This window comes from Aquabacterium sp., assembly GCF_048860245.1.
Taxonomy (GTDB): domain Bacteria; phylum Pseudomonadota; class Gammaproteobacteria; order Burkholderiales; family Burkholderiaceae_C; genus Aquabacterium.
This window is the reverse complement of record NZ_JBLIZW010000088.1, coordinates 31,963-45,160: the sequence shown is the minus strand read 5'-3', so window position 1 is coordinate 45,160 and position 13,198 is coordinate 31,963. Positions and strand designations below refer to the sequence as shown.

11 protein-coding genes are annotated in these 13,198 nt (G+C 60.3%); all 11 read right to left on the bottom strand.

Annotated features, from left to right (window positions below; genetic code table 11):
* Positions 1 to 8: 8 nt before the first annotated feature.
* Positions 9 to 1,442: a cbb3-type cytochrome c oxidase subunit I gene (locus tag ACMV18_RS10160; protein WP_420817738.1), complete on the bottom strand. Its 1,434-nt coding sequence runs from the start codon at positions 1,440 to 1,442 to the stop codon at positions 9 to 11.
* Positions 1,443 to 1,460: 18 nt separating this feature from the next.
* On the bottom strand, positions 1,461 to 1,898 hold the full coding sequence (locus ACMV18_RS10155) for a c-type cytochrome (protein WP_374255804.1): 438 nt from the start codon (positions 1,896 to 1,898) through the stop codon (positions 1,461 to 1,463).
* A 110-nt stretch (positions 1,899 to 2,008) separates the two neighbouring features.
* The gene (locus tag ACMV18_RS10150) at positions 2,009 to 2,707 is read right to left on the bottom strand and encodes a Crp/Fnr family transcriptional regulator (RefSeq protein ID WP_420817737.1); all 699 of its coding nucleotides are present in this window, start codon (positions 2,705 to 2,707) and stop codon (positions 2,009 to 2,011) included.
* A gap of 160 nt (positions 2,708 to 2,867) precedes the next feature.
* Positions 2,868 to 3,569: a carbonic anhydrase gene (locus ACMV18_RS10145; protein WP_420817736.1), complete on the bottom strand. Its 702-nt coding sequence runs from the start codon at positions 3,567 to 3,569 to the stop codon at positions 2,868 to 2,870.
* On the bottom strand, positions 3,570 to 4,364 hold the full coding sequence (locus ACMV18_RS10140; protein ID WP_374255809.1) for a peptidylprolyl isomerase: 795 nt from the start codon (positions 4,362 to 4,364) through the stop codon (positions 3,570 to 3,572).
* A gap of 10 nt (positions 4,365 to 4,374) precedes the next feature.
* A complete protein-coding gene (gene narI / locus ACMV18_RS10135) occupies positions 4,375 to 5,076 on the bottom strand; it encodes a respiratory nitrate reductase subunit gamma (RefSeq protein WP_420817735.1) in 702 nt (233 codons plus the stop codon).
* Entirely contained in the window at positions 5,073 to 5,795 is a 723-nt protein-coding gene (gene narJ / locus ACMV18_RS10130) for a nitrate reductase molybdenum cofactor assembly chaperone (RefSeq protein WP_420817734.1), read from the bottom strand. Before narJ ends, narI begins: the two co-directional genes overlap by 4 nt.
* A gap of 2 nt (positions 5,796 to 5,797) precedes the next feature.
* Positions 5,798 to 7,321 (bottom strand): nitrate reductase subunit beta, encoded by a 1,524-nt coding sequence (gene narH, locus ACMV18_RS10125; protein ID WP_420817733.1) that lies wholly within the window; start codon positions 7,319 to 7,321, stop codon positions 5,798 to 5,800.
* Complete coding sequence (locus ACMV18_RS10120; RefSeq protein ID WP_420817732.1) at positions 7,318 to 11,139, bottom strand: nitrate reductase subunit alpha; 3,822 nt, start codon at positions 11,137 to 11,139, stop codon at positions 7,318 to 7,320. Before ACMV18_RS10120 ends, narH begins: the two co-directional genes overlap by 4 nt.
* 39 nt (positions 11,140 to 11,178) lie before the next feature.
* The gene (locus ACMV18_RS10115) at positions 11,179 to 11,379 is read right to left on the bottom strand and encodes a hypothetical protein (RefSeq protein ID WP_374255814.1); all 201 of its coding nucleotides are present in this window, start codon (positions 11,377 to 11,379) and stop codon (positions 11,179 to 11,181) included.
* 22 nt (positions 11,380 to 11,401) lie between these two features.
* Positions 11,402 to 13,117, bottom strand: a complete 1,716-nt coding sequence (locus tag ACMV18_RS10110) for a hypothetical protein (RefSeq protein ID WP_420817731.1) — start codon at positions 13,115 to 13,117, stop codon at positions 11,402 to 11,404.
* Positions 13,118 to 13,198 lie beyond the last annotated feature (81 nt).

Genomic DNA, 13,198 nt, shown 5'->3' with positions numbered 1-13,198 from the left:
AACAGGGCTCAGGCGCGCTGAGCAGGAACGGCGCGGGCGTTACCGCCACCCACGCTGGCAGCGGTACGGGGCTCGCCACCGATGAAGAAGCTGATGACGTACATCACCAAGCCTGCCAGGAAGCCCACACCACCCCACAGGCGCAGCCAGTAGAAGAAGTTCAGTTGCTCCTGAACCGTCATGAACGGCTGAGGCGAGGTCGAATAACGTTGCAGCCACACTTGCAGGATGCCGGCGCCAGTCAGAGCCAGCACCATGGTGCCCATGGCAATGGTCATGATCCAGAAAGACCACATTTCCACGCTCTGTGCACGTTGGCTATTGGCTTCACGACCACGCATCAGTGGCATCGCATAGCTGATCATGGTGATGACCACCAGCACGTAGGCGCCATAGAACGCCAAGTGACCGTGGGCCGCTGTGATCTGCGTACCGTGGGTGTAGTAATTCACCGAAGACAGCGTGTGGATGAAGCCCCACAGCCCCGCGCCCAGGAAACCCATCACCGAGGTGCCCACCGCCCACAGCACGGCGGCCTGGTTGGGGTGCTCACGGCGACGACGCTGAACCATGTTGAAGGCAAACACCGTCATCATGAAGAACGGAATCGGCTCCAGCGCAGAGAAGACCGAGCCAATCCAGTGCCAGTAGCCAGGCAGACCGATGAAGTAGAAGTGGTGCCCTGTGCCCAGGATGCCGGTCATCAGCGAGAACGCGATGATGACGTACAACCACTTGTCGATGACTTCGCGGTCCACGCCCGTGGTCTTGATCAGCACGAAGGCCAGCAGTGCGCCCAAGATCAGTTCCCACACGCCTTCCACCCACAGGTGAACGACGAACCACCAGTACATCTTGTCGCGCACCAGGTTATGCGGGTTCACGAAGCTGAACAGGAACATCAGCGCCAGGCCCCACAGACCGATGTGCAGCACCAGCGAAATGCTGGTCTTGCGGCCCTTGAGCAGTGTCATGGTGATGTTGAACAGGAAGCCCAACGCCACGATCACGATGCCCACCTTGGTCGGCAAAGGCTGCTCGAGGAACTCGCGCCCCATGGTTTGCAGGAAGTCGTTGCCGGTCATCTCGGCCAGCTTGGCATACGGCACGGTGAGGTAACCCACCACCGTCAGTGCCCCAGCGACCAGGAAGACCCAGAACAGAACCCAGGCCAGCTTGGGGCTGTAGAGCTCGGTTTCAGCCTCTTCAGGCACCAGGTAATAGGCCGACCCCATGAAGCCGAACAGCAGCCACACGATCAGCAAGTTCGTGTGCACCATGCGGGCAACGTTGAAGGGAATGGCCGGGAACAGGAAGTCGCCGACGATGTACTGCAGGCCCATGGCCAGACCGAAAACGATCTGCCCCACGAACAACAGCAGTGCCGCCATGAAATAAGGCTTGGCGACCGCCTGCGATTGAAACTTGAGTGTCTTGATCATGATGATGCTCCGCGTCGATCAACCTTCAATGTTGGGAGGCCACTTCTCAGTATTGATTTCGCCGGTCCACTTCAGGAAATCGACGAGATCATTGAGTTGTTGGTCATTGAGGTCAAACTGGGGCATCTGACGACGACCCGGTGCACCGGTGGGTTGGCCCTTGATCCAGGCCTTGATGAACTCGCCACCGCGACGCTTGTACACATTGCCCAGCTCGGGTGCGAAGTACGCCCCCTCACCCAACAAGGTGTGGCAACCGATGCAGTTGCGGGTCTCCCAGATCTTCTTGCCCCGCACCACCGACTCGGTGATGTTTTGGGCGTTGGACCGCTCTGGGATCTTGTGTTCGCTGTCGAACACGATGGCTGCAAACAACAAGGCGAAAAATACAGACCCGCCATAAAAAATATTGCGGGCCGCCTGCTTGGTGAAGCCGCTTGGTTTACCCTGGCTCATGCCGTTCTCCTTCTTTTCAGGGGACTTGCAGAGACTAGGGAAACCGCCCTCCCTTTTCCTTGAACTCGTTCAAGAACGAACGCGCCAAAAGGACTAGTCCGTTCAGTGACTCAGCTGTAGCAGGCCAGGCGTTGCACGTCAGGAATGTGAATCTGGCGACGATTCACAGCGATCAGACCGTTGGCCTGAAGCTCGTGAAGGATGCGAGAGAAGTGCTCCGGCGTGACCGACAGCAAGGATGCAATCGTGCCCTTGCTGGCTGGCAAGGACACGGTGATATCGCCCTCCACCGTGTCTTGCCCACCGTCCACCACGGGCGACTGCAACAAATAGTCCACCACCCGCTCGACACCGGACTGCAGCGTCAAAGCCTCGATGTCCTTCACCATGCGTGTGAAGCGTCGGGACAACCGAGTGATCAAGCCGATCGCCAATTCACCATTGCCATTGATGGCTTGCAGCAGCACCGATTTGGGAATGACCAGCAGCAACACATCGGTCAAGGCGCAAGCGTTCACCGAGTGGGCCACGTCACTGAACATCAAGGCCTCAGAGACACACTCACCCGCCGCTGCAACTTCAATGACCTTCTCTTGCCCTTGAGCGCCCCGCGCATAGAGCTTGACGAGCCCCTCCACCACCAAGTAAAGCGCCTCACACGCTTCGCCCGCCTGGAAGATGGCTTCACCTCGCCCCAGACGCCTCAGTTGCGAGGCATCTGCCATGTTGACCAATTCACTTTCATTCATGCCCTTGAACAAGGGCTGATGACTGAGATAAGACGGCACGTTCAATCGGCGAGAACCCATGATTTTTCCCTCTGGTAGTCCCTGGAATCATTTGATTCTGGTGACCTGAAATCGTCATGGATTTGACGCCGCGCAAAGTTGCCCGATCGTCTTAGTCGGGCTCTACCCCTAGTCCTTTAGAGGTATGCAGCCCCGCAAAACACCGATGAATAACGGAGATTCAGCGTCCGGCGTACCAGCTGTCGTCAACCTCGTTGAAGATGGAACCACCATCCACATCGGTGTGCTGATAAGGCCCCGTGCCGCTGTGTTCTGCCCTGGATGCGGGCACAAATGCCCCGGTCTGCACATCGAAGACATGGATCTCACCTTCTTCGATGACGTAGTGCCATCCGTGCAGTGAAATCTTTCGCTTTTCGACACGCTCACGCACCATGGGATAGTCCATGAGCCGTTCCAACTGAAGGACCACGGCGCGCTGCTCGGTGCGGCGCAGGGCTTCGGGTGTCACCTGCACAGGCAGGGCGGCTTCGCGAGCCAAATCCAGCCAGGCATCCAGGTTCTTGGCCTCGGGTGAGATTTCTTCGTACAGGGCCTTCATGGCCCCGCAGTGCGAGTGTCCACACACCACGATGCGGCTGATGTGCAAGTTCAGCACCGCATATTCAATGGCGGCCGCCGTGCCGTGCAGGCCATGCAGCCCGTTGTAAGGCGGAATCAGCGCCCCCACGTTACGCACAATGAACAATTCGCCTGGCCCTGCCCCGGTCAGGAGGTAGGGAACCAGGCGACTGTCAGAACACCCCACAAACAAGGTTGTGGGGTGCTGCCCCTGCTCAACCAAGTCCTTGAACTGGCCTTGATACTGCGGGAAATAGTCCGTCCTGAATCGGCGGATGCGCTGTAGCAGTTCGTCGTCCATTTATTGCAGAAGAGGAGAGTCAGCTGCAGCCAAGTCTACGCCGGAGACTTCCCATCTGCCTGCCAACAACTGCATGGCTTGCTTGAGCGCAGTGATCCAGGTCTGCTGACGCAGCGATTGCGCGACAGCTTCCTGAACGACTTCAAAAGGCTGCTGCTGCCCTGGATCGCGCTGCAACACCTCGACCACATGCAAGCCAAAGCGGCTGTGGACCAAGCGAGGCAGCACACCCACGTTGGCATGCCCTTCGTCTTGCGCGAACAACTCGCGGGCAAACTCAGGTGCGCAGTCCTGCGCACTGAGCCACCCCAAGTCACCGCCGTGCTCGGCACTGGGGCAGTTGGAGAGCTGGCGGGCCAGCTCGGCAAAGCGACGGGGCTCGGCCCGCGCATCCAGCAAAGCCTGCTCGGCACGCCCGCGCAGGGCCTTGACGTCCACGCCTGGCGTCACGGCAAACAGAATGTGGCGCGCCTGAACCCGCTCGCCCTGAGCATAGCGCGAGGCATGCGCCGCATGGTGACGGCGACACGCCTGCTCGTCGGGTTCGGGCACGCGCAGGTTTTGCGCCAGCCAGGTGTCAATGGCCTCGGCCGCGGCTTCGCTGATCACGCCCTCCTGCGGGGCCGGATCGTCGGCCGACAGCAAACCAGCTTCGATCGCTGCCTGACGCAGCAACTCCACGCTGGCGCGCTGACGGCATTCCGCCTCGGTGAGCGTGGTGATGTCATCGGACAGCACCACGTCGCCCACTTTCAGGCAAGCCTTGTCGGCGAGTGCATCGGTCGAGGTCAACATGGTGTGCTCCTTACTTGTTCAGGCCGATGCGGCGGCTGCGAACCACCTGCCACGGACGGGCCACATAGCCCGCTGCCGCAAAGCCGCTCCACACGTGCACCAGACGGGTGAAGGGGAAGATCGCGAACAACGACATGCCCATGAACATGTGAACCTTGAACACCGGCGAGGCTTCGGCGATGAAGCCGGCGGCATCCCCCTGGAAGGTCACCAGATGCTGCGCCCAGGCCATCAGCTTGAGCATTTCGCCGCCATCGCTGTGATGCAGCGACAGGGGAATGGTCGACAGGCCCAGCAGCAAGGTCGCCAGGATCCAGAACAGCACCAGGAAGTCACGGCCACGCGAGGTTGCGCGGATGCGCTCGTTGGTCAGGCGACGGTGGATCAGAACGATCAGGCCGATCAGGGCCAATGAACCCAGCGTGCCACCAGCCACGACCGCCAGCAGCTGCTTCTGCGACGAGCTCACACCCAGGGCGTGAATCAGGTCAGCAGGCGTCAGCATGCCGAAGAAGTGACCGAAGAACAGGCCGATGATGCCCAGGTGGAACAGGTTGGAGCCCACCCGCAGGCTGCCCGTGGACAGCATCTGGCTGGACTCACTGCGCCAGGTGTACTGGTCCCGATCGAAGCGGATCAGGCTGCCCAGCAGGAAGATGGCACCACAGATGTACGGGTAGATGCCAAACACGAATTGATGAGAGAGGCTCATGCTGATGCTCCTCGTTGTGGGTTCGATGCGGTACGCCGCACGATCTGGATGGGTTGAGGCTGGTCAGGACTTTGCTGGCCCTTGCTCGTGCAGCCGGCAAAGGCTTCAGGCTCGGCCCAAGCTGTGTCCATGTCCTCGTCTTCGGGCACGTCCACGTTCTCGACGGGCTGTTGCCCCAGCTCCAGCACAGCGGCCAGCACATGGGCATACAGGCTGCGACGCTTGAGCAGCGCAGCATGGATCGCATTGAGGATGTGTGAGATCTCGCCCATGAACGCCTGCATCTGGTCAGCTGGCAGCGTGGAAGCAAACTCCAACACCACCGGCAGGTAGTCCGGCAGTTCACCGCCGATCTTGTCGGGGTCCAGCAGCAAGCCGCCTTGTTCGTAGGTCTTGACCAGATCGATCATGGCCGGGCCACGGTCGCGCGAATCGCCGTGCACGTGCTCGAACAGGTGCAAGGAGGTGGCACGGCCGCGGTCGAACAGTTCGACATAGCCCTGCTCCACTTCCATCACATCCATGTCGAGCCAGGACCCCAGCAACATGCTCAGGCCACGCAGACGTGCCGGCGACAAGGCCGCCTCGTCCGTGAGGACCTTTTGCAGATCGGGCACCAGCTCGCGCAGACTCTGATCCGGGTAGGTCAGCATGCGCGCCAGGGCACGCAGGCTGTAGGCCGGTGTGGCGCCGGCCTTGGTTTGAATGGCGCCACTCATGGTCATACCTCGGACTTGATGGGAATGGTGCGCTTCTTCTTGCCACCAAACAGGCTGGCGTCGGTGGCCCCGTCGGAGCAACCGTTGCCAAACGAGAAGCCGCAGCCGCCTCGCACGTCAAAGGCGTTTTCGGCGTACTCACGGTGCGCCGATGGAATCACGAAGCGGTCTTCGTAGTTCGCAATCGCCATCACGTGGTACATGTCTTCCACGGTGTGCTTGTCGAGGCCGACCTGGTCGAGCACCTTCTTGTTGTCCACGCCATCCACATGCTTGCTGCGCATGTAGCCGCGCATGGCCAGCATGCGTTCCAGCGCGCGGGTCACGGGCATGGTGTCGCCAGCGGTCAGCAGGTTGGCCAGGTACTTGACCGGGATGCGCAGCTGGTTGACGTCCGGAATCTCGCCATTGACGCCCAGTTGACCGCTGTTGGCAGCCGACTGGATGGGCGACAGCGGTGGCACATACCAGACCATGGGCAGCGTGCGGTACTCGGGGTGCAGCGGCAGCGCGACCTTCCAGTCCACAGCCATCTTGTAGACGGGGCTGTGGCGGGCAGCGATCAACCAGGCTTCGGGGATGCCGTCCTTGCGAGCCTGCTCGATCACCTTCGGATCGTTCGGGTCCAGGAACAGGTCCAATTGGGCCTGGTACAGGTCACGGTCATGCTCGACGCTGGCTGCAGCCTGGATCTTGTCTGCGTCATACAGCAGCACGCCCAGGTAGCGGATGCGCCCCACGCAGGTCTCCGAACACACGGTCGGCTGACCGGCTTCGATCCGTGGGTAGCAGAAGATGCACTTCTCGGCCTTGCCCGACTGCCAGTTGTAATAGATCTTCTTGTAGGGGCAGCCCGACACGCACATGCGCCAGCCGCGGCACTTGTCCTGGTCGATCAGCACGATGCCGTCTTCTTCACGCTTGTAGATCGAGCCCGATGGGCACGATGCCACGCAAGCGGGGTTCAGACAGTGCTCGCACAGGCGAGGCAAGTACATCATGAAGGTGTTTTCGAACTGACCGTAGATGTCCTTCTGGACGTCATCGAAGTTCTTGTCCTTGCTGCGCTTGCTGAACTCACCACCCAGGATTTCTTCCCAGTTGGGGCCCCATTCGATCTTCTCCATGCGCTTGCCGGTGATCAAGCTGCGAGGACGCGCGGTGGGCGCGGCCTTGCTCTTGGGGGCCGACTGCAGATGGTCGTAGTCGAAGGTGAAGGGCTCGTAGTAGTCGTCGATCTCGGGCAGGTTGGGGTTGGCAAAGATCTTCATCAGCAGATTCAGCTTGCCGCCTTGGCGGGGCTGAATCGAACCGTCGGCCTTGCGAATCCAACCACCCTTCCACTTGTCCTGGTTTTCCCATTCCTTGGGATAACCAATACCGGGCTTGGTTTCGACGTTGTTGAACCAGGCGTACTCAACGCCCGGGCGGCTGGTCCAGACGTTCTTGCAGGTCACCGAGCAGGTGTGGCAACCAATGCACTTGTCCAGGTTCAGGACCATCCCGATTTGAGCGCGGATTTTCATGCGTGTGCTCCTTGCGAGCTGGTGGCGGAGCCTTCGTCGTCCAGCCAGTCAACCTTGTTCATCTTGCGCACGACCACGAATTCATCGCGGTTGGTGCCAATCGTTCCGTAGTAGTTGAAGCCGTAGCTGAACTGCGCGTAGCCGCCGATCATGTGCGTGGGCTTGAGCACCACACGGGTCACAGAGTTGTGGATGCCGCCTCGGGTGCCAGTGATTTCAGAGCCCGGTGTGTTCACGATCTTTTCCTGAGCGTGATACATCAGGACCATGCCGTTGTTCACCCGCTGGCTGACCACCGCACGCGCCGCGATGGCGCCGTTGGTGTTGAACAGTTCCACCCAGTCGTTGTCCACAATGCCGGCGCTCTTGGCGTCGTCTTCACTCAGCCAGATCACCGGGCCACCACGGTTGAGCGTGAGCATCAACAGGTTGTCGGAGTAGGTCGAGTGAATGCCCCACTTCTGGTGCGGCGTGATGAAGTTGAGCGCAATTTCCTTGTTGCCGTTGGGCTTGACACCCGCCACGTCATCCAGGGTCTTGAGGTCAACCGGCGGACGGTACGACACGAAGCCTTCACCGAACGCGATCATCCACGGGTGATCCATGTAGAACTGCTGACGACCGGTCAAGGTGCGCCATGGAATCAGCTCGTGCACATTGGTGTAGCCGGCGTTGTAAGACACCTTCTCGCTTTCCAGACCCGACCAGGTGGGCGAGGAAATGATCTTGCGCGGTTGCGCCTGGATGTCGCGATAGCGGATCTTCTCGTCTTCGCGGTGCAGGGCCAGATGGGTGTGGTCACGACCGGTTTGCTTGCCCAGTGCTTCCCAAGCCTTCACAGCCACGTGGCCGTTGGTCTCAGGAGCCAACATCAACACCACTTCGGTGGCGTCGATGTCGGACACGATCTTGGGCATCCCTTGGCTGACGCCTTCTTCGCGCACGGTGCCATTGAGCTCGGCCAGCGCATGGACTTCGTCCTGCGTGTTCCAGCCAATGCCCTTGCCGCCGTTGCCCAGCTTGTTCATCAGCGGGCCCAGCGAGGTGAAGCGCTTGAAGGTGTTGGGGTAGTCGCGCTCGACCACGGTGATTTGGGGCGCAGTCTTGCCGGGGATGAGGTCAATCTCGCCCTTCTTCCATTCCTGCACACCGAATGGTTGCGCCAACTCGGCGGCGGTGTCGTGCATGATCGGTGTCATCACGACTTCGCGCTCGGCCCCCAGGTGCCCCACGCAGACTTCCGAGAACTTCTGGGCAAAGCCCTTGTAGATCTCCCAGTCGGAACGGGCTTCCCATGCCGGATCCACGGCCGCAGACAGCGGGTGGATGAAGGGGTGCATGTCGGACGTGTTGAGGTCGTTCTTTTCGTACCAGGTGGCCGTGGGCAACACGATGTCCGAGTACAGACAAGTGGTGCTCATGCGGAAGTCCAGCGTCACCAGCAGGTCCAGCTTGCCCTCAGGGGCTTGCTTGTGCCATTCGACTTCTTGTGGCTTGGCATCGTTGGGGCCCAGGTCCTTGCCCTGCACGCCGTGGGTGGTGCCCAGCAGGTGCTTGAGGAAGTATTCGTGGCCCTTGCCGGACGAGCCCAGGATGTTGGAACGCCACACGAACATGTTGCGCGGCCAGTTCAGCGGATGATCCGGGTCCTCGCATGACATCTTCAGCGAACCGCTCTTGAGCGCTTCAACCGTGTAGTCCTTCGCATCCATGCCCCGGGCTTGCGCGTCCTTGGCAATGCTCAGCGGATTGGTCTGCAATTGAGGCGCAGAGGGCAGCCAGCCCATGCGCTCGGCGCGCACGTTGTAGTCGATCATGCTGCCGCCGAACTTGGCCTTGTCGGCCAGTGGCGAAAGCACTTCGCTGACGCCCAGCTTTTCATAGCGCCACTGATCGGTGTGGGCATAGAAGAAGCTGGTGGAATTCTGTTGACGGGGTGGGCGCACCCAGTCCAGCGCGAACGCCAAGGCGGTCCAGCCGGTTTGGGGACGCAGCTTTTCCTGGCCCACATAGTGAGCCCATCCGCCGCCCGATTGGCCGATACAGCCGCACATCATCAGCATGTTGATGATGCCGCGGTAGTTCATGTCGCAGTGGTACCAGTGGTTCATGGCCGCACCGATGATGACCATGGACTTGCCATGGGTCTTGTCGGCGTTGTCGGCAAACTGGCGTGCCACGGTCAGCACTTGCTGGCGAGGGGTGCCGGTGATCTGCTCTTGCCAGGCGGGGGTGTAAGGCACGTTGTCGTCAAACGACTGGGCACCATCGTCCACCAGTTGACCTTGGGCATTCTTCAGGCCACGGAACACGCCGTAGCTGGCCACTTGCAGGTCGAACACGGTTGCCACCCACACGTCCTTGGACTGGCCATCCTTCTGGATGGTCAGACGCTGCATGGGTACGTTGCGCAGCAACACGTCGCCTTGCTTGTTGGACGAGAAGCCAGGGGAATCGATGCCACCAAAGTACGGGAAAGCGACCTTGTTGACGTCTGCCGACACCACCTCTGCCTTGCTGGCATCTTCCAGCACGGACAACTTCAGGTTGACCTCGGCGTTGTTCACGCCTTCCTTGGTCTCCAGGTTCCACTTGCCTTCGTCCGAGCGGCCGGCAGCACCCCAGCGGAAGCCGATGGAACCATTGGGCACCACGATGCTGCCATCGTTGTTGTACGCCAAGGTCTTCCACTCGGTGTTGGAGCCTTGCGCCACCTCACCGGTCATGTCGCTGGCACGCAGGTAACGCCCCGGCACCAAGGCCTTGCCGGCCGGTGTGTCTTGCTCTTCGAGCATGACCAGCATGGGCAAGTCGGTGTAGCGACGGGCGTAGTCATCGAAGTACGCGCTGCGCTTGTCGAAGTAAAACTCTTTGAGGATCACATGGCCCATGGCCATGGCGACCGCCGCATCGGTGCCCTGCTTGGGGTGCATCCAGATGTCGGCCAGCTTGGCGACTTCGGAATAGTCAGGCGTGACCGCCACGGTTTTCGCGCCCTTGTAGCGCACTTCGGTGAAGAAGTGGGCGTCGGGGGTACGGGTCTGAGGCACGTTCGAGCCCCAGGCAATGATGTAGTTCGAGTTGTACCAGTCGGCCGATTCGGGCACTTCGGTCTGCTCACCCCAGATTTGTGGGCTGGAGGGTGGCAAGTCGCAGTACCAGTCGTAGAACGACATGCACACGCCACCGATCAGGCTCAGGTAGCGGCTGCCTGCCGCATAGCTGATCATCGACATCGCAGGGATCGGCGAGAAGCCGATGATGCGGTCCGGACCATATTGCTTGATGGTGTAGACGTTGGCCGCGGCCACGATCTCGTTAACCTCGTCCCAGCTGGCGCGCACGAAGCCGCCCAGGCCGCGCTCTTTCTGCCAGGAGCGACGGGCGTCGTCGTTGGCCATCAGGGTGGACCAGGCATCCACAGGCGACTTGGCCACATTGCGTGCCGCACGCCATTGCTTGAGCAGCTCGCCACGCACCATCGGGTGCTTCACACGGTTGGCGCTGTACAGGTACCAGGAGTAGCTGGCGCCACGGGCGCAACCACGAGGTTCGTGATTGGGCAGATCGTCGCGGGTACGGGGGTAGTCGGTCTGCTGGGTTTCCCAGGTGACGATGCCGCCCTTGACATACACCTTCCACGAGCAAGAGCCCGTGCAGTTGACGCCGTGGGTAGAGCGCACGATCTTGTCGTGCTGCCAGCGGCTGCGATAGGCGTCTTCCCAGGTACGGTCTTCACCGTTGGTAACGCCGTGACCATTCGCGAACTCCTCTTTGGGTTGCGCGAAGAAGGTCAAACGGTCAAGAAAATGACTCATGGTTGATTCCTTGCAATCTTTGAAAGGCCTTGACACCGATCATCGCGAGATGAGCGACCAAGCGCCATAACCCGCAATAGCTAGTCCGAACAGCAGATTGAGCGGGCGCGTGCGTTCATTCGCTTGCGGAATGAAGAGCGCATCAATGCGCATCGCTTCGGTGATGGGGTGTCGAATGACGCTGGCCAGCACCAGCGTCACCCCATACGCGACGGCCCCTGCGTTGACAACGATGTCCATGGCGTACTCCTGTTGACGTAGCTCAGGCGGCCTGACCCAGGTCGATGCGCTTCATGCGCTCCTTCTCGGCGTCAGACAGCTTGTCCCACCAGGTGCCGCCGGCATTGCCGTAGTCAAAGCGCTCGGCGCCGTTGCGGGTGTAGTACCACCAGTTGATGAACAGGGAGTACACATAGAACACAGCCGTACCGATGAAGAAGGCGTTGACGGTGCCGGTCTTCTCAATGGAGGTGGCAATCAGCGAGTTCCACACGAAGGGGCCGAATGCCGCCCAGGCACCCGTCCAGCCCAGCATTTGCGCCCCCTTGGCAGGCGAGTAGGCAAACACGATGGGGTATTGACGGAAAGTGGCGGCGTTGTTGATGCCGGACATCAGGAAGATCCACAGCATGCCCCACAGGAAACCGCTGAACTGCTCAATGCTGGTGGGGGTCAGGTAACCGCCGAACACCAGGAACACCACGCCACCGATCTGGCCAATGGTGGTCCACTGCATGCCCTTGGAGCCACCAACCTTGTCAAAGAAGCCACCGGTCAACATGCGCACCAAACCACCCAGCAGTGGGCCGATGTAGGCGTACTGCAAAGGATCGGGGGCACCGTCAAAACCGCCGTACAGCGTCTTGATCAGCATGGGGAACGCTGCCGAGAAGCCCGAGAACGAACCGAACGAGCAGATGTAGGTCATCGTGCAGTTCCAGGTGTGGACGCGTGCACGGTTGCGGCTGCTCAGGATCTCGAACTGCCCCATGAAGCCACGCGAAGGCAGTTGCAGGCTGCGCAGGAACACAGCAGCCAGCACCGTGGCCAGCACCAAAAATGGCACCCACACAAATGCAGCGTTTTGCAGCCACATGGGCTTCTTGACCACATTGCGCAGGGTCACATCGGTGACGGCACCGGCTTCGTTGCGCTTGACTTCCAGGCCCACGCCCTTGGTGGGGTTCACTGCGGTGATGACCCCGTTGGCATCCTTGACCACATCCGCCTTGATGACCTTCACGGTATCGGTGTCGCGCAGCTTGACGTCCTTGATGACGCCGTTTTCACGCACGATGTCGATGGCCGAGACGTACTCGGGCTTGGCCACAACCACGTCCTTGACCAGCTTGTCTTCCTTGGTGACGACCAGGGCACCCTTGATCGGATCACCCTTGGTGAACACCTGAGGACCGCCAGCGACCGTACCCAGTGCAGCCAGACCAATGATCCATGGCGCCACGAACTGCACGATCGACACGCCGAAGTTACCCAGGCCAGCCTGGATGCCCATGGCAGTGCCTTGCAGACGCTTGGGGAAGAAGATCGAGGTCGAGGGCATGAAGGACGAGAAGTCGCCACCACCCATGCCACACAGGAAGCCAATGATCATGAAGGTCGACCACGGCGTATTGAGATCCTGAACGGCATAGCCCAGCCACAGCATCGGCACCACCTTGATGATGGTCGACACACTGATGACTGCACGCGTCCCCAACACCGGAATGAAGTTGGAGTGAATCAGACGCAAGATGCCCGATGCCAGACCGGGAATGGCAGCGAGCCAGAACAACTCGGAGGTGGTGAACTTGAAGCCGATGGCGGGCATGCGCACCACCACCGCACTCATCACGAACCACGTCGCAAACGAGAAGATCAGCGAGAACGTGGTGACACCACAGGTTCGCCAAGCCAGCGCGCTACCTTGGTCGCGCCAGAAAGCCGGATCTTCCGGCTTCCAGTTTTGAATCTTTGCCATGGGAGTTCCTCAGGATGAGCGCAAGTCAGCCACCACCGTGATGGCGGGCTTGCGCTGTAAATGTCTTGATTGAGCGAAATG